15 protein-coding genes and 1 tRNA gene are annotated in these 19533 nt (G+C 76.3%); 7 read left to right on the forward strand and 9 right to left on the reverse strand.

The features are described from left to right. Positions 1–165 precede the first annotated feature (165 nt). From BKA21_RS08570 to BKA21_RS08590, 5 genes are all read right to left on the reverse strand, one after another. Positions 166–564 (reverse strand): DUF2510 domain-containing protein, encoded by a 399-nt coding sequence (locus BKA21_RS08570; RefSeq protein WP_140457831.1) that lies wholly within the window; start codon positions 562–564, stop codon positions 166–168. An 84-nt stretch (positions 565–648) separates the two neighbouring features. Continuing rightward, the gene (locus BKA21_RS08575) at positions 649–4941 is read right to left on the reverse strand and encodes a beta strand repeat-containing protein (protein ID WP_140457832.1); all 4293 of its coding nucleotides are present in this window, start codon (positions 4939–4941) and stop codon (positions 649–651) included. Between the two features lie 190 nt (positions 4942–5131). Then, positions 5132–5746 (reverse strand): dihydrofolate reductase family protein, encoded by a 615-nt coding sequence (locus tag BKA21_RS08580; RefSeq protein WP_140457833.1) that lies wholly within the window; start codon positions 5744–5746, stop codon positions 5132–5134. 90 nt (positions 5747–5836) lie between these two features. Next, the gene (locus BKA21_RS08585) at positions 5837–7537 is read right to left on the reverse strand and encodes a CocE/NonD family hydrolase (protein ID WP_140457834.1); all 1701 of its coding nucleotides are present in this window, start codon (positions 7535–7537) and stop codon (positions 5837–5839) included. 33 nt (positions 7538–7570) lie between these two features. Next, a complete protein-coding gene (locus tag BKA21_RS08590; RefSeq protein WP_140457835.1) occupies positions 7571–7975 on the reverse strand; it encodes a rhodanese-like domain-containing protein in 405 nt (134 codons plus the stop codon). Between the two features lie 83 nt (positions 7976–8058). Here BKA21_RS08590 and BKA21_RS08595 point away from each other — a divergent pair, with 83 nt between their 5' ends. Then, a complete protein-coding gene (locus tag BKA21_RS08595; RefSeq protein ID WP_140457836.1) occupies positions 8059–8742 on the forward strand; it encodes a phosphotransferase in 684 nt (227 codons plus the stop codon). A gap of 81 nt (positions 8743–8823) precedes the next feature. Here BKA21_RS08595 and BKA21_RS08600 read toward each other — a convergent pair whose 3' ends face one another. Continuing rightward, entirely contained in the window at positions 8824–9453 is a 630-nt protein-coding gene (locus BKA21_RS08600) for a M15 family metallopeptidase (RefSeq protein ID WP_140457837.1), read from the reverse strand. 86 nt (positions 9454–9539) lie between these two features. Between BKA21_RS08600 and BKA21_RS08605 the strand changes: the two genes are divergently transcribed. Then, positions 9540–10217, forward strand: coding sequence for a response regulator transcription factor (locus BKA21_RS08605; protein WP_140457838.1), 678 nt, complete (start codon positions 9540–9542; stop codon positions 10215–10217). Further along, entirely contained in the window at positions 10210–11334 is a 1125-nt protein-coding gene (locus BKA21_RS08610) for a sensor histidine kinase (RefSeq protein WP_239073023.1), read from the forward strand. The genes BKA21_RS08605 and BKA21_RS08610 overlap by 8 nt, the downstream gene beginning before the upstream one ends. Positions 11335–11383: 49 nt before the next feature. Here the strand turns inward: BKA21_RS08610 and BKA21_RS08615 are convergent. Next, positions 11384–11470 (reverse strand) — tRNA-Ser (locus BKA21_RS08615). 94 nt (positions 11471–11564) lie between these two features. Here BKA21_RS08615 and BKA21_RS08620 point away from each other — a divergent pair. Beyond that, on the forward strand, positions 11565–12470 hold the full coding sequence (locus BKA21_RS08620; RefSeq protein WP_140458411.1) for a Sir2 family NAD-dependent protein deacetylase: 906 nt from the start codon (positions 11565–11567) through the stop codon (positions 12468–12470). Positions 12471–12516: 46 nt separating this feature from the next. Here BKA21_RS08620 and BKA21_RS08625 read toward each other — a convergent pair whose 3' ends face one another. After that, positions 12517–12948 (reverse strand): nucleoside deaminase, encoded by a 432-nt coding sequence (locus tag BKA21_RS08625; protein WP_140458412.1) that lies wholly within the window; start codon positions 12946–12948, stop codon positions 12517–12519. Positions 12949–13140: 192 nt separating this feature from the next. On the opposite strand from BKA21_RS08625, the gene upp reads away from it, so the two are divergent. Together upp and BKA21_RS08635 are read left to right on the forward strand one after the other, a co-directional pair. Beyond that, entirely contained in the window at positions 13141–13776 is a 636-nt protein-coding gene (gene upp, locus BKA21_RS08630) for a uracil phosphoribosyltransferase (RefSeq protein ID WP_140457839.1), read from the forward strand. A gap of 266 nt (positions 13777–14042) precedes the next feature. Beyond that, entirely contained in the window at positions 14043–14357 is a 315-nt protein-coding gene (locus tag BKA21_RS08635) for a hypothetical protein (RefSeq protein ID WP_140457840.1), read from the forward strand. A 137-nt stretch (positions 14358–14494) separates the two neighbouring features. On the opposite strand, the gene BKA21_RS08640 is transcribed toward BKA21_RS08635, so the two are convergent. Further along, positions 14495–18469 (reverse strand): sigma-70 family RNA polymerase sigma factor, encoded by a 3975-nt coding sequence (locus BKA21_RS08640; RefSeq protein WP_179625342.1) that lies wholly within the window; start codon positions 18467–18469, stop codon positions 14495–14497. Positions 18470–18696: 227 nt separating this feature from the next. On the opposite strand from BKA21_RS08640, the gene BKA21_RS08645 reads away from it, so the two are divergent. Further along, positions 18697–19512: a hypothetical protein gene (locus BKA21_RS08645; RefSeq protein ID WP_140457842.1), complete on the forward strand. Its 816-nt coding sequence runs from the start codon at positions 18697–18699 to the stop codon at positions 19510–19512. Positions 19513–19533 lie beyond the last annotated feature (21 nt).

Below are 19533 nucleotides of genomic sequence, written 5' to 3' on the forward strand. Positions count from 1 at the left end.
ACCCTGTGCATCGCCTGAGGCAACTTCACCAACTATCACCCGATCGGAGGACACGCGATCCCGTGAACTGCGATGACGCCACGATCGATACCCTGACTCTGGCGTGAAGCACCCGAGTCGGCGCGCAGAAGCAGCTCGGTGACTCGCCCCCGCAATGACCGCCGGTCAGGGCATCTGCAGCAGCGCCCACACCCCTGCCGCGCTGCTGAGCACCCCGACGACAATCGCGAACACCGCACGCCCACGGCCGTGCCCGCCCGTCCGCGCCCTGACCATCGCCCAGACGCCCAGCCCCAGGCTCAGCGGGCCGAGCGCCCACACGACCACCGAGAAGAGGGCGACGTATCCCGCGACGACCGACTGCCAGGACCGGCCGACGGGTACCACCCAGTGCAGCGCGCTGCGCGGGCCCGTCTCGTCCGCGGGCGCGGGGAGGGACGGGACCGCTGCCGGGCCGTTGCCCGGGGCGGGTGCCGTCCACGCCGTCCACGCGGCGCCGTCGAACCACCGGACCGCACCGGTCGTCACGCCGTCGGGGTACCAGCCGGGTGCGGGAGCGCTCATCCCAGCGTCGTCGGCACGTCGGACGACGGGCTTGAGCCCGCCCGCCCTCACGGGTGCGCGAGGGCGGACGGGCTCGACGCCGGGTCAGGCGCGGCGGCGGCGGGCGGCGAGGACCAGGCCGAGGCCGATGAGCAGCAGCGCGGTGGCCCACGCGACTCCGGCGGCGGCCTGCGCACCGGTGGCCGCGAGCGCGGGTCCGGCGGCGACCTCCGCGTCGGGGTCGGTGACGACGATCTGCACGGTGCGGGTGGTCTCGACCCCGTCGGCGTCGCGGACGACGACCTCGACCTCGACGGTGCCGACGAACCCGGGCGCGGGGGTGTAGACGAGGCGGCCGTCGACGACCTCGGCGGTGCCGTGCGCGGGCGGTGTGACGGAGACGAGCTCCTCGCCGTCGCCGACCACGTCGACGACGAGGACGGTGTCGTCGGGGGTGACCCAGGCGTCGCCGTCGCGGGCACCGGCTGCCGCGACGGCGATCGTCGCGTCGGCGGTGCTCGTGGCCTGCCCGTCGCTGATCGTGTACGGGAAGGTGACGACGCCGGTGAAGCCGTCGGCGGGCGTGTAGGTGGCGACGCCGTCGGCGAGCGTGACGGTGCCTCGGGCGCGGCCGTCGGCGTCGACGGGGGTGCCGACGCGGACGACGGTGAGCGCGTCGCCGTTGAGGTCGGTGTCGTTGCGCAGCAGGGTGAGGCGCACGGCACGGCCGGGGGCGGTGACGACCTGGTCGGCGGCGGCGACGGGTGCGGCGTTGTCGACCGTGACGACGAGCGTCGAGGTGACGGTCGCGAGGCCGTCGGAGACGACGTACGTGACGGTGAGCGGACCGGCCCAGCCGCGGGCGGGGGTGACGGTGATGCGGCCGTCGGTGCCGACGGTGGCGCGGGCGCCGTGGTCGGAGGTCGCGGACGTGACGCGCAGGGTCTGGAACCCGGCGGCGGCATTGGGGTCGGCGGCGTGGGCGAGCACGTCGACGGTCACGGGGGTGCCCGAGGCGGTGCGGGCCGTGGTCGCGTCGGCGGTCGGGACCGCGTTGGTGACGGTGACGGTGACGGTGCCGGGGGTGCTCTCGTGCTCGTCGCTGGCGGCGTACCCGAAGGTGACGGTGCCGGTCCAGCCGGCGGTCGGCGTGTACTGCACGCCGCCGCGGACGATCTCGACGGTGCCGCGGGGGGTGCCGTCGGCGTCGACCGGCGGGGTGAGGGAGCCGGAGGCGACGACGAGGGTCTCGCCGTCGGGGTCGGTGTCGTTGGCGAGGACGTCCACGACGACGGTGGTCGACGTGGGGGTGGTCGCGGTGTCGGCGGTCGTGGCCGGTGCGCCGTTGCTCACCGTGACGGTCAGGGTGCCGGTGGTCGTGGTGACGCCGTCGCTGAGCGTGTAGGTCACGGTGACGGTGCCGACGAAGGCGCCCAGGGGCGTGACGTCGAGCGTGCCGTCGGGGTTGACGGTGACGGTCGCGTCCTGGTCGGCCGTGGCGGCGGTGACGGTGAGCTCCTGGTCGCCGTAGCCGGCGTCGACGTTGGCGTCGGTGTCGTTGCCGAGCACGTCGATGCCGGTGAGCGGGACGCCGACGGTGGTGCCGGCGGTGTCGGGCTGGGCGACCGGTGCGGCGTTGGCGACGGTCACGGTGAGGATGACGTCGGTGGTGCCGCCGCGGCCGTCGCCGACGGTGGAGGTGACGGTGTCGTCGCCGACGAACCCGGCGGCGGGCGTGTACCGCACGCGGGGGCCGTCGTCGGTGGTGACGACGACGGCGGTGCCGACGGCGCCGGTGTCGTCGACCTGCAGCAGCTCCAGGGGATCGCCGTCGAGGTCGGAGTCGTTGGCGAGGACGTCGACGTCGACGGGGGTGCCGGAGGCGGTGGTGGCGGTGTCGGCGACACCCGTGGGCGGCGCGTCGACGGTGACGGTGACGGTGGCGTCGGACGTGGCGCCCGCGGGGTCCGTCACCGTGTAGGGGAAGGTGACCGTCCCGCCCCAGCCCGCGGCGGGCGTGTAGACGACCCGGCCGTCGGTGCCGACGGCGGTCGTGCCACGCGTCGTGCCGTCGCTGTCGACGGGCGTCCCGGCGGCGGACGCGGCGAGGCTGTCGCCGTCCGCGTCGGTGTCGTTGGCGGCGACGTCGATCGCCACCGGTCCGGCGCCCGCGACGGCGTCGGCGGTGTCGTCGACGGCGACCGGCGCGCTGTTGACCTGCGCGGACGTGATGGTGACCTCGCCGACGTCGGACGCGCCGCGGGAGTCCTGCACGGTGTAGTCGAAGACCTCGGTGCGGCCGGCGCCGAGCCCGCCGACGGGCTTGGCGTACGTGATCGTGCCGCCGGAAAGCGTGACGGTGCCGCCGCCCGCGGTGGTGAGCGAGCCGCCGGTGGTCGTGAAGCCGTCGACCGTGATCGAGCGCACCGTCAGGGTGTCGCCGCTGGGGTCGGTGTCGTTGCCGAGCACGTCGACGGTGGTCGCTGCGGAGACGGGCACGTCGACGTCGAGCGTCAGCGCGTCGTCCTGCGCGGTGGGGGCGCCGTTGACGACCTCGACGATGACGGTGGCGGTGCTGAGGTTCCCGGCGGAGTCGGTGGCGGTGTAGGTGAGCACGTCGCGGCCGGCGAAGTCCGTGGCCGGGGTGTAGACGACCGTGCCGGCGGGGTCGACGGCCAGGGTGCCGTGGGCGGGCTGCGTCGTGCCGACGAGCGTGACCGCTCCCCCGGTGTCGACCGCACCGGCCAGCACGTCGACGGTCACCGACGGGGTGGCCGCGGTGGGGGTGTGCGCGACGACGTGGTCGCGCAGCACGGGGGGCGCGTCGCCGGTGTCGCCCTCGACGACGGCCTGGACGATGTTGGTGACGGTGCCCGCGACCGTGCCCGTCGTGGCGCCCCGCGACGTGGTCTGCGCGGCGTTGACGAGGTTCTGCCCGGCCACGACGTCGTCGTCGACCACGACGGTGAAGCTCACGACGTGCGAGGCGCCGCCGTCGGCGAGCACGTCGACGTCGCCGACGTCGACCCGGACGGAGCCGGGCGTGCCGGTTCCCGGGTCGAACCGTCCCGCGTCGCCGTCGGCCGCGTCGGTCAGGGCCGTGCCGTCCAGCTCCAGCGAGCCGGGGACGTAGGTGGTGCCGGTGGGCACGGCGTCGAAGAAGGCGGTCCCGGTCGCGGCGTCCAGCCCGTCGTTCTCCACGACCACGGCGTAGGTCAGCTCGTCGCCGGCGCGCAGGTCGGGGTTCTGGCGGACGCTGTTGCTGCTGAACGACTTGGCGCCGTGCACGTTCGGCTCGTAGAGCTCGGTGGCGAACGTGACCATGCCGATCCAGTACTGCTCGGACGAGGTCGTGGCGCTCAGGGTCGCGCTGGTCGCACCGTTGCCGAGGATCCCGTCGGCGGCGACCAGGTCGGAGTCGAAGCCGAGCTGGTTGGCGTAGTCGGGGTTCTGCCCGGCGCTGACGCGGGTGCCGCGGTTGCTGATGGTGGAGTTGAAGACGTCGGTCTCCGGGTTCAGCGGGTCGCTGAGGTGCGTGCCGTTGAGGCTGAACCGGTCGCCGGACAGCCCGCGGTCGCCCTCGTAGGTGACAGCGCCGAGCGTGGTGAGGACGGTGCCCGACGGCGGCGTGAGGAAGCCGCTGACGTCGAAGGACACGTCGTTGTTGCCCGCCGAGTTCGAGATCTCCGAGTAGCCGCGGAACACGCTGAGGTTGCGCATGGGCTCGGCCGGGTCGGCGACGACCACGACGAGCGACCACCCGGCGAACTGGTTGGTGCCGCCCGTCGAGGACTGGACGTTGCCGACCGTGTACGTGCCGGACCCGGCGGCGGTGACGACGTCGGTGACGTCCGCGTAGGCCTGGTACCCGGAGGCCGTGCCGGCCTGGGCGAAGTGGTCGGCGGTGATCGTGGCACCGCCCCGGTCGGTGCCGGTGGCGCTGTCGACCGCGAGCCACGCCCGGTCGCGCAGCGCCGGGTCGGCGGTGCCCGACTGCACCGTGTCGACCCGCCCGCCCCAGACGAGTGCGGCGAACAGCACCGAGCCCCCGTCGGGGACCGTCAGGGTCGACGACGACGAGCTGAACGTGGTCGCGCCGTCGGCGACCACGTCGACGAACGCGCCCGTGTAGTTGTTGTTGCGGTACGTGCTCGCGATGCTCGTGTCCGGCGACGTGCGCGCGGGCTCGCAGGTCGACGCGTTCACCCCGGCCGCCGAGCACGTCATCAGCGTGTTGGCCGCCATGACGATCGTGCCGTGCGCGTTCGCCGAGAACACCGGCGCGAACGGGTCGATGTTCGCCGCCTGCGCGGGTGCGGCGAGCACACCGCCCAGGACGGCGGTGCCGACGAGGAGGACGGCGACGGCGCGGGCGCGGCGCAGGACGGCGTGCAGCATGCGGAGACCTCGAGAGGGGTCGACGGGTGGGTACGTCCGTCTCTCGACGCCGCGGCGGGCGAACTGAACGCGTGTCCACGTTCTTTCGCCCGCTCGGTCTCACTTGTCTGGGCGCTAGGACCCAGGTCCCGGGTGCTAGCACCCCCACCACGCCTGACCTGCGGTGATGCCCGTCACACCGCGTGCGGTGTCAGGCCCCCGCCCCGGGCACCTGGTCGCGGACGTCCTCGTACTCCGCCGCCGCGGGCAGCTCGCCCGGGGCGTACACCAGACGCAGCACGCCCGAGCCGAACGCCTCGGAGCGCAGCAGCCGCAGCGGCTGGACGTCGCCCTCGTCGAACAGCCGCCCGCCGTGCCGGGCGGCGACGGGGTGCACGAGCAGCCGCAGCTCGTCGAGCAGCCCGGCCGCGAGCAGCTGCCGCACGACCGACGGCGACCCCGCGACGAGCACCTTGCGCACCCCCGGCTCGGCCGCGACCGCCCGCACGGTGCCCAGCAGGTCGGCGGCCCGCTCGACGTTGCGCCACCCCAGGTCCTGGTCGCCGCGCGTCGCGACGACCTTGCGCACGTCCCCGAGCTGCGCGGCGAACGTCGCGTCGTCCTCGCCCGCCGCCTCCCGGTCCGGCCAGGCGCCCGCGAAGCTGTCGTACGTCACGCGCCCGAGCAGCAGCACGTCGACGTCCTCGTAGTCCTCCGCGACCGCGGCGCCCATCTGCTCGTCGAAGTACGGGAAGTGCCAGGCCGGGTCGACCTCGACGACACCGTCGAGGGAGATGAACAGGGTCGAGACGATCGTCGCGGTCACACAGACCTCCAGGCTCGTGGCGCCCGCCCGTCGCGGGCACCCGGACGACAAGACCCGCGGCAGCGGGCGAACTGAGCGGGTCGTCGCGGGTCAGCGCGGGTCAGGGACCACCGGCAGGACCACGCGGGACGGGTGGGCGGCGTCGTGGTGGACCCGCTGGTGCGCGACCCGCCGACCGGCGGGGCCGGTGAGCGCGGCCAGACCACCGGTCCCGGGGTTCACGTCGAACCGCGGGAAGCTCGCGCTCGCCACCTCCAGCCGCAGCCGGTGCCCGGCGGCGAACGCGTGGGCGGCGGCGCCCAGGCGCACGGTGACCTCGCGGACCTCGCCCGGGGGGACGGGTCCCAGCACCTGCCCGGCGCGGACGACACCGTCGACGACGCCGAGCGCCGTGCCGTCGGGGTGCACGTCGACCAGCGTGGCCGTCCAGTCGGCGTCGAGGGCGTCGGTCGCGACCCAGAGCGTCGCGACGACGTCGCCCACCACCGTGACGGCGTCCCCGAGCGGGGCCGAGTCGAACCGCAGGACGTCACGCCGGCCGTCGAGCACGCGACGCTCCCAGGGACCGGTGCCGCGGGCGGCGTCGCCACGGGCGAAGAGGTTCGGCCCGCCGACCGTCGGCACCGGGGCGGCCGGGTCGGCGACGTACGTGGACGGCGCCGCGGCCCCGGGCGCCGCGTCGGGCGCGAGGACGCCGCCGGGCTGCAGGTGCCACGGGGTCGCGGTCGCGGGCGGCGGCCAGTCCTCCAGGTCACGCCACGCGCCCTCCCCCGTGACGAGCAGGCGCACGCGCGGACCGTCGTCGACGGGGGCGCCGGTGGCGTGCGCGACGAGGAAGTCCAGGCCCTGCGCGGCCACGGCCTCGGCACCCCGGGCCGCCACCCGGCCGTGGTCGACCTCCCCCAGCGCCCGACCGGCGGGCCCGTGCCCCCAGGGGCCGACGACGAGGCGGGAGCCGGGCGGGCAGGAGCGGAGCAGGTCGAGCGTCAGGTCGCGGAAGACGTCGTGCCACCCGGCCACCAGGAACGTCGGCAGCGCGGGGCGGGGCAGGAGCGCACGCTCGGCCCACCCCGGGTCGGTCGGCGGGTGCGTGACCCAGTCCCGCCAGGCGGGGAACCACCGGGCGAGCACGGGGTGGTCGACGACGACGCCGTCGAGCGCGACCTGCTCCCCGGCCTCCGCCAGCTCCTCCCACGCGGCGAGGTCGGCGGCGACGTCCTGGCCGGCGGCCGCCGCGCGGGCGATCTCGGCCCGTGCCATCGCGGTGACCCAGCCGAGCGCCGAGCCGAGCAGCAGCGCACCGTCGCGGTAGACCACGCCGACGGGGTCGCCCGGGACGACCGCCAGGTGCAGCGCCCGCAGGGCCGGGTGCCCGGCAGCGGCGACGGCGAGCAGCGTCTGGGCCAGGTACGACCGCCCCCACCCGACGACGGCGCCCGTGGACCACTCCTGCCGCGCGCACCAGTCGACGACGTCCCACCCGTCCGCACGGTGCCCCGCCCAGGGGACGAACGTGCCGTCGGACGCCCCGGTGCCCCGCAGCGCCACGACGACGACGGCGACGCCCCGCTCGACGAGCGCGTCCTCGCCGATCTCCGCCCGCACGGCGTCCACCGGGTACGGGGTGAGGGCGAGCACCACCGGCACCGGGGCGTCCGTGACGGGCCGGTGCACGGTCGCGCGCAGCACGGTGCCGTCCGCCAGCGGCACGGGCACGCCCCGCTCGACGACGCTCGTCACGTCCCGGCCGGGCACGTGCGGGCCCGCCTGCTCGCCTGCGGGACCCGTCACCGTGCTGCCTCCGTCGTGCCGGGGCCCTGCGCGTCAGCCCACGACGAGCGGCATGCCCGCCTCCGCCCACGCGACGACGCCGCCGTCGAGGTCGTGGACGTCGGTGAGGCCCTCCTCCGCCATGAGGTCCGTCGCCGTGCCCGATCGGTTGTCGGTGCGACAGTAGACGAGGTACGCGCCGTCCTGCGGCAGCTCGGCGACGAGATCGGCGAACGCGGGGTCGGACAGGTCGATGTTGACGGCGCCGTCGAGGTGCCCCTCGGCGAACTCCGCGGGCGTCCGGACGTCGACCACCGTGACGTCCGGGTCCTCGAGCAGGGTCGCGGCCTCCTCGACGTCGACGTCGGTGACGGCCCCGCCGCCCGAGCAGCCCGCGAGCGCGGCGACGGCGAGGGTGACGGCGAGCGCCGCGAGGGCGGGGCGACGAGAGGTCTGCATACCCCCCAGGGTATACGGGATTGCTGCCGGGGCAAAGGCCCGACGACCCTCGCGGCGCGCGCCGGCCGCCCTACGATGCCCCGATGGACGTGGTCGCACGGGGCCGGGAGGCGGTCGTCCTCGACGCCGGACCGGGGCTCGTGCTGCGCCGCTACCTCGACGGGCGGGACACGACGGCCGAGGTCGCGCTGCACCGGCACCTGGGCGCCCACGGCTACCCCGTGCCGCAGCTGCTCCGGCAGGAGCCGGGCGGCATGCTCCTCGAGCGCGTCGCCGGCCCCACGCTGCTCGAGGCCCTCCTCGCCGGCACCACCACCGCGCCGCGGGCCGCCGCGACGCTCGCCCGCCTGCACCACGACCTGCACCTGCTGCCCCCGCCGCCCGGCTCCCCCGCCGGCACGTGCGTGGTCCACCTCGACCTGCACCCCGCCAACGTGCTGCTCAGCGCGCGCGGGCCCGTCGTCGTCGACTGGGCGTCCGGCGGCGTCGGCCACCGCGACACCGACGTGGGCCACACGGCGGTGGTGCTGGCGGCAGCCGTCCTGTTCGGCGTCGACGCCGAGGCCGGCGACGCGGGCGCGCACGACGTCCCGGCCGCGCTCGTGCGCGACCTGTTCGAGGCCTTCCTCGCCGCGGACCACGGCGCCGACCCGGCCGCGCGCCTCGACGAGGTCGCCGAGCACCGCACCCGCTTCTCGATGCCCGCCCCGGTCGTCGAGGCCGCGACCGCCCTCGTCCGGGACGCCTCGCCCCGCGCCCGGCGGTGACTCCCCCGTGCCGGGCGGCCTCGACCGTCCCGACAGCCCGGGGCGACGGGAGCCCCTCGTCGGACGCCCGGACCGGCGCCGTCACCCCGCCGCGTCGGCCGACATCGGCGGGCAGCCCTCGTCGGGGGCGTCGGGGTGCAGCTCGAGGTGCCAGACCTCGTTCGCGTAGACCTGGCACAGGCCGAACTGCGCCCCGTGCCGGCTGAGCCACTCGGCCGTCGCGTACGGGCCGACGTCCACGGCGTCGCCCGTCACGTGCGCGGAGTCCTCCGGGGAGGCCACCCAGCGGGACGCCTCGTCGGCGCTGCCGAACGTGCGCAGGGCGTCGTCCTGCAGCCACCTCTGGTAGGCCGCCGACCGCCAGCCGCTGGTGACGTGCAGCGTGCGACCGTCGACGCCGACCGCCGTGGCTGCCTCCCGCAGGGCCGCGAGCAGAGCCGGGTCGAGGCGCGCGATCGCCGGCACCGAGTCGTCGAACGGCGAGACGGTCTCGCCGTCGGGGATGCGTCCGTCGGCCGTCGTCGGCTCGCTCGGGCGCGAGGCCGGGCCGAGGCCCGGAGCAGCGCCGCCGGCGAGCCCGGCTGCGGCACCCGCCGCGACCGCCAGGAGCGCGGCGAGCACCGCGACGACCACGACCGCCCGACGTCGTCGCCGACCGGTGCCGTCGGGACCCGTCGCGGACCGGAGGGTGAGAAGCGTGGTGTCGTCCATGCGTCGAGACCACCGGACGACGCGTCGCCACGGCGTATGCGCCGGCGCATACGCGCACGAGACACCGGCGCGCCTAGGGTCGAGCCGTGCGTGTGCTGATCGTCGAGGACGAGCCGGACCTCGCCGCGGCCGTGCGTGACGGGCTCCGGCTCGAGGCGATCGCCGCCGACGTCGCCCCGGACGGTCACGCGGCGCTGGAGCTGCTGGCGGTCCACGACTACGCCGTGGCGGTGCTCGACCGGGACGTGCCGGGCCCCTCGGGCGACGACGTCGCCCGGTGGATCGTGGACTCCGGCACGGGCCTGCCCATCCTCATGCTGACGGCCGCCGACCGGCTCGACGACAAGGCCAGCGGCTTCGAGATCGGCGCCGACGACTACCTGACCAAGCCGTTCGCGATGCGCGAGCTCGTGCTCCGCGTCCGCGCCCTCGCGCGCCGGGCGCCGGCGCCCACGCCACCGGTCCTGGAGCTGGCCGGGCTGCGCGTCGACCCGTTCCGGCGCGAGGTCTTCCGCGACGGCCGGTACGTGGCCCTCACGCGCAAGCAGTTCGCGGTGCTGGAGGTGCTCGTGGCGGCCTGCGGCGGCGTGGTCAGCGCCGAGGACCTGCTCGCGCGGGCGTGGGACGAGAACGCCGACCCGTTCACCAACGCCGTCCGCATCACCATCTCGTCGCTGCGCAAGCGCCTGGGCGAGCCGTGGCTGATCGGGACGGTCCCGGGCGTGGGCTACCGCATCGAGACGGCGGGGCCCGGCGGTGCGTAGGCGCGGCCTGTCCGTGCGGTGGCGGCTGGCCCTGAGCTATGCCGCCCTCGTGACCGTGGTCGAGGCGATGCTGCTGACGGTGGTCGCCGCCTTCCTCCTGCGGTACGTGCCGGAGGGCGACCTGGTCCTGCTCGACATCGGCGGGACGACGGCGTTCGCGCCCGACCGGTCCGACCTGCTGCGCGCCTTTGCGCCGGCTGCGGCGCTCACCGGCCTCGCGGCCTTCGCCCTCGGGCTGCTGGGCGGCTGGCTCCTCGCGGGCCGGGTGCTGCGGCCGCTCACCGCGATCGGCACCGCTGCACGGCGCGCCGCAGCCGGGTCGCTGAGCCACCGCATCGCGCTCACCGGCCCGCACGACGAGCTCCGCGAGGTCGCCGACACGTTCGACACGATGCTCGCCCGGGTCGAGCAGAGCGTCGAGGGGTACCGCCGCTTCGCCGCCGACGCCTCGCACGAGCTGCGCACCCCGCTCGCCACCACCCGCGCGGTCCTCGACGTCGCGGCCGCCGACCCCGACGCGGACGTCGCGCAGGTGCTCGCGCAGCTGGGCGCGGCCAACGCGCGCGCCGTCGCCGTCACCGAGGCGCTGCTGCTCATCGCCCGGACCGACGCCGCACCGGTCGGGCGCGACGCCGTCGACCTCTCCCTCGTCCTGGAGGACGCCGTCGAGACGCTCGCCGGCACGGCCGACGCCCGCGGCACCACGATCCACCTCGACTCTCGCCCCGCCGTCGTCCCGGGCGACGAGACCCTGCTGCACCACCTCGCGACGAACCTGCTCCAGAACGCCGTGGTCCACAACACCGCGACCGGCGGCTGGGTCCGCGCGAGCACGCACCGCACCGACGGTGCCGCCCACCTCACCGTCGAGAACACCGGCCCCGTCCTGACGTCCGACGAGGTCGCCGCGCTCACCGCCCCCTTCCGCCGCGGCGCGGGTCGCACCCAGGGCGCCGACCACGCCGGCGCGGGCCTCGGCCTGGCCATCGCCAGGTCGATCGTCCGCGCCCACGCCGGCGCCCTGACCCTCACCCCCCGCGGCGACGGCGGCCTCGTCGTGGAAGCGACCCTCCCCGGCGCGGCGGGCACGCCGGCAGACGACCGGCCCACGGCATGACGAAGGGCCCCGACCTGCGGAGATCCGCTGGTCGGGGCCCTTCGGTCGGCGGTAGCGGTGGGATTTGAACCCACGGTGGACTTTCACCCACACACGCTTTCGAGGCGTGCTCCTTAGGCCGCTCGGACACGCTACCTCGGCGGCACACAGTACCCGCTCGGGGCGCCGGGCAGCCAATCGATCTCCTCGGGCGCGCGCCCAGGGCGCGGACGTACCGTGGGCGGGTGAGCGTGCCGCACCCGACCACGACCCCGTCGACCCCTGCCGCACGGCCCGCGAGCGCGGCGTCGGTGGGCGATGTCGTCGACGTGCTGCGCGGCCACCGGCTGACGGTGCTGACGGGTGCGGGGGTGTCGACGGACTCGGGGATCCCCGACTACCGCGGGCCGGACTCCCCGCCGCGGACGCCGATGACGTTCCAGCAGTTCGTCGGGGACGAGGCGTTCCGGCGGCACTACTGGGCGCGCAACCACGTGGGCTGGCGGCACGTGCACCGCACGCTGCCCAACGCGGGGCACCGGGCGCTGGCGGCGCTCGAGGGGCGCGGGGTGGTGCACGGGCTGATCACGCAGAACGTGGACCTGCTGCACGAGGCGGCGGGGTCGCGGCACGTGATCGACCTGCACGGGCGGTACGACCGGGTGGTGTGCCTGCGGTGCGGGACGGTGGTGCCGCGGTCGGCGCTGGCGGAGCGGCTGGAGGCGCTGAACCCGGGGTTCGTCGATCGGGTCCGGGAGGTCGCGGACGTGGAGATCGCGCCCGACGCGGACGCGGTGGTCGAGCAGACCGCGGACTTCCGGGTGCAGGCGTGCTGGGCGGACGACCCGGACGGCCTGCCGGGCGCGTGCGGAGGGATGCTCAAGCCGGACATCGTGTACTTCGGTGAGAACGTGCCGCGGGAGCGGGTCGAGCGGGCGTACGCGATGGTCGACGCGGCCGACGCGCTGCTGGTGGCCGGGTCGTCGCTGACGGTGCAGTCGGGGCTGCGGTTCGTGCGGCACGCGGCGCAGGCGGGCAAGCCGGTCGTGGTGGTGAACCGGGGGGCGACGCGCGGGGACCGGTACGCGACGCTGACCCTCGACGCCGGCACGTCCGAGACGCTGACGGACCTGGTCGAGCTGCTGCCGTCCCCCTGAGCCGGGCCGCTCCGGGCCCAGCGGTGCACCGTTCAGCGGTGCATGTTCAGCGGTGCGCGGCGAAGAAGCCGTGCAGCAGGTCGGCGGACTCGGCGGCGCGCACGCCGCCGTGCACCTCGACGCGGTGGGTGCTGCGCCGGTCGCGCACGACGTCCCACTGGGACCCGCACGCGCCGGCCTTGGGGTCCCACGCGCCGAGCACGAGGCGCGGCACGCGGGCCAGCAGGGTGGCGCCGGCGCACATGAGGCACGGCTCGAGCGTGACGACGAGGGTGCACCCGTCGAGCCGCCAGCCGCCCAGGGTGCGGGCGGCGTCGCGCAGGGCGACGACCTCGGCGTGCGCGACGGGGTCGGCGTCGGCCTCGCGCAGGTTGCGGCCGCGGCCGACGACGGCGCCGTCGGGCCCGAGCACCACGGCGCCGACGGGGACGTCGCCGGTGCCCAGCGCGGCGCGGGCCTCGTCGAGCGCGAGGCCCATGGCGGCGTGCTCGGCGGCGGTCGCCCCCGGGGACGCCGGGGTGACGACGGGGGCCGTGCCGTCGTGCTCGTCCACGCGCTGCCTCCCGCCCGCTCGTCGTGCCGCCGTCGCGGCGCCGGTCGCGCCGCACGGCTGTCCGCACGGGACCCTCGCCCGTCCCGCTCGCCCGCATCCTCGCACTAGGCTCGCGGCATGCGCCTGCACGTCGCCGACCACCCGCTCGTCGCCCACAAGCTCAGCGTCCTGCGTGACGTCTCGACGCCCAGCCCCACGTTCCGCCAGCTGGTGGACGAGCTCGTGACGCTCCTGGCGTACGAGGCGACGCGGCACGTGCGCACCGAGGAGGTGCCCGTGCAGACGCCCGTCGCGCTGACCACGGGCATCAAGCTCGCCGACCCGAGCCCCATCGTGGTGCCGATCCTGCGGGCCGGGCTCGGCATGCTCGACGGCATGACGCGGCTGCTGCCGACCGCGGAGGTCGGGTTCCTGGGCCTGCGCCGCGACGAGGAGACCCTCGAGGCCATCACGTACGCGAACCGCCTGCCCGACGACCTGTCGGGCCGCCAGTGCTTCCTGCTCGACCCGATGCTCGCCACCGGCGGCACGCTGGTCGCGTCGATCGACTACGTGCTGCAGCGCGGGGCGCGCGACGTCACCGTGGTGTGCCTGCTGGCGGCACCCGAGGGCCTGAAGCTCGTCGAGGAGTTCGTCGGCGACCGGGCCGACGTGTCGGTGGTCGTCGCGGCCGTCGACGAGCGCCTCAACGAGAAGGCGTACATCGTGCCGGGGCTCGGTGACGCGGGCGACCGCCTCTACGGCATCGTCTGACCGCTCCGTCGCCCCGCGGGCGGGGCGAGCCGTTCTCAGAGCCTGAGACGGTCACGGATTTCCCTGGGACGATCGCGGCCCCCGTGCCACGATCGTCGTGTGAGTCTCCGCACGTGCACGTCGTCCACGCATGCCGCCGGCATGCGTGACGTGCTCGTACGCGGGTGGTATCGCTCCACGCCCTGCTGTCACCGCTGACAGCACCGCACGCGTCCACCACCACCCGCCCGACCGCACCGCGGTCACCCGTCGTCACGGAGACCCTCATGGCTCGTCCTGCCCGCCTCGCCGCCGCCGCTCCGGCTGCGCCCCGCCGCACCCCGCAGCCCGTGGACGACCGGCCGCGCGCCGGCCTCGTCCTGTACGTGAGCCTGCCCGGCGGCGACGACGCCCGGGCGGCGTCCGCGACCGCGCTCGCCGAGGCGGCGGAGACGTTGCGGGAGTTCGCGCAGGAGCTCCTGCCCGACGCCGAGACGTCCGCAGCCCTCTCCCTCGTGCCGGGCACGAGCGGCGACGTGCGGCAGCTCGGCGACCGGCTCACCCACCTGCGCCTCATCGCCTCCCCTGACGACGACGCCTGATCGTCCGCACCGCACGCGTCCGCACCGCACGCGTGCGCACGGCAGGCGCGCGGGCGACCGCTGACGTCCGACCGCAGACGGCCGACCACTGACCTCCGACCACTGACCTCCGAACGCAGGCGCTGCGGCCGGGTCTGCTACGGGTCCGGCACCGTGGTGCCGTCGCGCGGGACGGTGCGCAGCGTGACGGCCCCGACGAGGTACTGGTCGCTCGTCGTGGTCAGGCGCAGGGTGCTGACCCCGGTGGCCGAGAGCGCGGCCGGCTGGAAGCCCTTGGCGTCGACGCCGAGGGAGTGCAGGTACCGCGAGCCGGTCGCGGTCGAGTCGAAGGCGTTCTGCGCCGACCCGCCCCCGACGAAGCCCGTCCCGCCCCAGCGCTGCGGCACCAGGGTTGTGCTGCCGAGGGTCGCGCGGTCGCCCGACCCGCCGCGGTCACCCTCCCAGGCGACGACGCCGACCCGGGCCTGCGAGCCGGGTTCGGCGACGAACGAGAACTCGGGCGCGGTCGCGGCGCCGCTGCCGACCCACGTGCCGCCGTCGTAGACGGTCACGGCCGACGACGCGGCCGGCGCACCGTCGGCCGGCTCGGCCAGCGTGCCGTGCACGACGACGAGCGCCCAGCCCCCGTAGTAGGTGGGCACCTCGTCGGTGCGGGTCGCGGCGACGGCGACGTCCGCGACGCCCCACTCGCCACCACCCCCGCCGCGCACGAGCTCGGTCACGTCGGCCGCCGACTGGTAGTACTCGCGTCCGTCCTTGTCCCGCACCGTCGTGGTGCGCTCGCGCGCCTCCACGTCCGACCACTCCCCGTCCGGGGTGCGCAGCCGTGCCGTGCCGGTCGAGGTCGACCAGGTGTCGCCGGGCGCGCGCACGGCCGACCAGTACAGGCGCGCCCACACGACGTCGCGACCCTTCGGGACGACGAGCGTGGCACCCGAGGAGACCGGCACGGACGCACGGGGCCCGGGCACGCCGGCCGTCGACGGCGCGAGCTCGTCGAGCGCGACCATCTCGAGGGCGTTGTTGTCCTGCGAGCCGTCGCGCACCGCCGCGCACGGCGCGGTCGACCGCTGCCGGCACGTCAGCAGCGGGGCACCGATCTCGGTGACCTCGAGGTCGCCCTGGCCGGCGAAGACGGGCAGCAGCCCGGCGGACCCGAACCGCACCGCCGCGGTCGCGGTGGCGTCGGGCGCGCCGGGTGCGGACGCGGTCACGCGGACCGTCCCGCTGAGCGCCCCGCCCGCCTCGACCGCGAACGACGCACCCGCGACGGCCTTGGCCCCGTCGTCGCCGACGACGAGGTCACCCAGGTCGCAGCGGACCGTCCGCGGGTCCTGCGTGGCGGCGCACCCGCCGACGACCGGGCTGTCCGGGTACGGGTCGAGGCGCACCCCGGCCGGCAGCGTGACCTGGGCGGTCGCCCCGGTCACGACGGGCCGGGGGTCGGTGCCGCCCCGCGCGGCCGGCGCCGTGACGGCGAACGCGACGGTCGCGTCCCGCGAGCCCTGCACGGACAGCACCGTGAGGTCCTCGACCGTCAGGCTCGGCAGCGCCGCGGTGAGCGTCGTCGACGCCTGCGACGGGCCGAGGTGCTCGTGCCCGCGCGCGTGCGACGCCGTCGCCCGCACCCACAGCTCCCCGAGGGCGGGGCCGGTGGCGGTCGGCACGGTGGCCGGGAGCGTGAGCGTCACCGGCTCAGGGCCGGGGTCGAGCGTCGGCACGGTGCAGGTGACCGGTTCGGCCCCCTCCGCCGCCGAGCAGGCCCAGCCCGCGGGGGCGCCCACGGCACCGGCCCACGTGAACCCGGCCGGCGGCTCGACCCGCACCTCGACGTCGCGCGCCGCCAGGTCACCGTCGTTGGTGACCTGCACGGGGATCTCGGTCAGGACCCCGGCAGCGAGCCGTGCGTCGCCCGGGGCCGTGACGACCACGGCGGCAGGACGCGCGACGGTGTACTGCACGCCGAACCGTGACGGGACGCCACGCGCCGGGCGGAGCTCGACGCCGAACGTGCCCGCGCCAGCGGTGGCCTCGTCGTCGCCGCTGACGTCGAGCGTCAGCGTGCTGCGGGCTCCGGGCGCCAGACCGTCCGCGTGCCAGCAGGTCGCCCCGGTCTCCGACGTCCGCGCGCACGACCAGCCGCGCGACGTGGCGACGGCGTCCGCCCCGGCCGGCAGCGCGAGGTCCACGCCGGCACCACGGGTCGCCGACCCGGCGCCGGTGCTCGTGCCGCCTGCGTTGCGGACCTCGACGCTCATCGCACGGGGGTGCCCCGCCACCAGGTCGACCGTGCGGTCCGCGTCGACGAGCACCAGCCGCGGGCCCGTCCGCTCGACGTGCACGGGCAGGGCCCACGGCGCGGTCTGCAGCCCGGCACCGCGCACCCGCACCGACAGAGCCCCGCTCTGCTCCTGCGCGTACCCCTCGTCGATGGAGACGCGCAGCACCAGCTGCGTCGTGGTCCGCGCGGGCAGCTCGTCGAGGCTGCAGCGCGCGGAGGCGGACGCCCCGCTCTGGAGGCACACCCAGCCGGGCACGACGGGCGGCGCGAAGGTGCCGACCACCCGGAACCCGGTGGTGACGTCGACGAACGTCACGCCGTCGGGCAGGTCGACCTCGGCGGTCAGGTCGAGCGCGACGCCGCCGCCGGTGTTGGCGATCGAGACGACGAGGTCCTGCTCGGTGCCGGCCGAGAGCGCGATCCCCGCGTCGGGCGCCACGACGGTCAGCTCGGGGAGCGCCGGGGGCGTGGGGGGCTCGGGGTCCGGCGTCGGGTCGACGGTCGGCTCGGGCGTCGGGGTGGGCGCGGGCCCGACGTCGACGACAGGGGCGCCGGTGCCCTCGTCCGCGGGCTCGTCGGGGATCGCGGTCGGCGTCGGCGTCGGCGTGGGGGTCGCGGAGGGCGTCGACGAGGGCGTCCCGGCGGGGGTGGGCGCGAGCGTCGCGGCGGCGGTGCTGCCGGAGACCTCGACCGTGGGCGTCGCCGCGACCGGCCCCGGGTCGCCGCCGAGGAGGTTCACGGCCGCGACGACCGCGGCGGCGACGACCGCGACCGCACCGGCGGCGACAGCGACGGCCGTGCCGCTCATGCCGGCGAGGAGCGCGCCGAGCCCGCCCGCGGTCGTACCGGCCGAGCCGGCGACCGCCAGGCCCGCGGCGCCTCCGGCCGCACCGGCGCCCGCGGGTGCGGCGGCCGTGCCCGCGGCGGCACCGCCGCCCGCCCCGCCGGACGCACCCGCGCCACCTCCGGCGGCACCCTGGCCGCCGGCACCGAGGCTCGCGGCGCCCGCGGCCAGCCCGCCGCCCACGGGCAGCTCGTGCGCGAGCGCACCCAGACCGGCGAGCCCGAGCACGAGGGGCGCGACGACCGCCCGCATGCCGTGGTTGACGTCGCCGAGCTCCAGCACGAGCGCACGGCACTCGCCGCAGCCGTCGAGGTGGGCCTCGACCTGCGCGGTGTCCCGCGCCCCGAGCCCGCCGCGCACGTGCGCACCGAGCCGCCCGGAGACGGCCCGGCAGCCCTCGTCGAGCGGGTCCTGGAGGTGGTGCTGGAGGTACGCCTGCCGCAGTCCCTCCCGGGCGCGGTACGCGAGCGCCGCGGTGCTGTTGGCCGACAGGCCGAGGATCGGGCCGATCTGCGCCGGCGTGAGCCCCTCGACCTCGGAGTGCCACAGCACGGCCTGCCACCGCTCGGGCAGCGACCGGAACGCCCGCGCGACGATCCCGCGCTCGAACGTCTCGAGGGCCGGCTCCTCGGCGGCCTCGACCGCGCCGGCACCGGCCTCGAGGGTCGCGAGGTCGTCGGTGGGCTCCGCGCGGCGGCCCGCCGTCCGGTGGACCGTGGCGGTGCGGCGCACGGCGGTGAACAGGTAGGCGCGGAAGGCGACCTCGGGGCCCCCGCCGCCCAGCAGCGCCCGGTGCACGTTCGCGAAGGCCTCGTGCACGACGTCCTCGGCGTCGGCCGCGGAGTCGACGTACTGGCGGGCCACGACGAGCGCCGCACCGGCGTGCCGCTCGTACAGCCGGCCGTAGGCCTCGGCGTCACCCTCGCGCGTGGCATGCAGCAGGGCGGCGTCATCCTCGATGACGCCGTCGACTCCTCTGGTCTGCACCACGCCGCGTCGTCCCGTCAGCCTGCACCTGGTCCGAGTCAGCCTGCCATACCGGACCGAACGGATGAACCGCCCCTCCACCATGCGGCTGCCCGCGTGCCGCCGCCATCAGGTCACCGGGTGACGACACGCCACGTCAACGCGCTGTGACGCCCCCTCACCTGCGCTGCGGGTGAAAGTTCACGGAAGTGGCGTCATGCCCCCGGGTTCGGCCACTCTCATCCCACGTGACGACCAACACCGGCAAGGACGGGCGTGCGTTCCCCGACGGGCTGCGCGAGCGCTGGCGCGAGGAGAGCGTCGCCAGCGTCTGGCGCCGCCCCTCCGACTGGTACCACCCCGCCGTCGACGCGCTCGCGCTCGCCGTCCTCGACGACGCCGACCCGACGGGTCCGGCGTGGGAGCTCGGCCAGGCGCGCGGCGAGTACGGCGTGGGGCTCGGCGAGGCCCTCGACGACCTCGTCTGCCTCTACCGGTCGACGGGACGCCCGACGCCGCCGATGGACGCGGTGCGCGCGCTGGGCGAGGGCTGGTCGGACGCGCAGGCGGCGCTCGTGACGACGGGCTCGTGCGTGGACCCGGAGACGGGGCTGCCGACCCGCCAGTACCTGGGCGTGCGCCTCGCGGAGGCGTACCTGCGGGCCGAGGAGGACGACCTGGACGCGGCCATGCTGCACGGCCTCGCGGTCGTCGACGTCGCCGCCGGGCCCGTGACGGGTCTGGTGCGGGCGGCGCGGTCGGCGGTCGTCGGCGCGGCGCTGCGCGACACGTTCGGCACCGGGCACCCCATGGCGACGCTCGGCGGCGGGGTGTTCGTCGTCCTGACGTCCGTCGGCAGCGACGTGGACGGGCGCCTGGCGGACCTGCGCGCCCAGATCGCCCGCCGCTGCTCCGACGTCGACGTGCGCAGCGCCACCCGCCAGCCCGTGCGCCTGTGGGTGGAGCCCCTGCCCGCGACGCACGCCGAGGCCGTGCTGCGCCTGGACCGGCTGTCGCGGCCCGAGCCGTGGACGGGCGTGCCGCGCCCGAGCACCGGCAGCTGACCTCCGCGCGGTGCCGGCTCC

Origin of the sequence: Cellulomonas oligotrophica (assembly GCF_013409875.1) — a bacterium.
Lineage (GTDB): Bacteria > Actinomycetota > Actinomycetes > Actinomycetales > Cellulomonadaceae > Cellulomonas > Cellulomonas oligotrophica.

What these genes read in the sequence shown, in the direction of transcription:
- upp (WP_140457839.1), top strand. Translation starts at nt 13,141, where the DNA reads ATGCGCCTGCACGTCGCCGACCACCCGCTCGTCGCCCACAAGCTCAGC.
- BKA21_RS08595 (WP_140457836.1), top strand. Translation starts at nt 8,059, where the DNA reads ATGGACGTGGTCGCACGGGGCCGGGAGGCGGTCGTCCTCGACGCCGGA.
- BKA21_RS08570 (WP_140457831.1), bottom strand. Translation starts at nt 564, where the DNA reads ATGAGCGCTCCCGCACCCGGCTGGTACCCCGACGGCGTGACGACCGGT.
- BKA21_RS08600 (WP_140457837.1), bottom strand. Translation starts at nt 9,453, where the DNA reads ATGGACGACACCACGCTTCTCACCCTCCGGTCCGCGACGGGTCCCGAC.
- BKA21_RS08625 (WP_140458412.1), bottom strand. Translation starts at nt 12,948, where the DNA reads ATGGGCCTCGCGCTCGACGAGGCCCGCGCCGCGCTGGGCACCGGCGAC.
- BKA21_RS08575 (WP_140457832.1), bottom strand. Translation starts at nt 4,941, where the DNA reads ATGCTGCACGCCGTCCTGCGCCGCGCCCGCGCCGTCGCCGTCCTCCTC.
- BKA21_RS08635 (WP_140457840.1), top strand. Translation starts at nt 14,043, where the DNA reads ATGGCTCGTCCTGCCCGCCTCGCCGCCGCCGCTCCGGCTGCGCCCCGC.
- BKA21_RS08590 (WP_140457835.1), bottom strand. Translation starts at nt 7,975, where the DNA reads ATGCAGACCTCTCGTCGCCCCGCCCTCGCGGCGCTCGCCGTCACCCTC.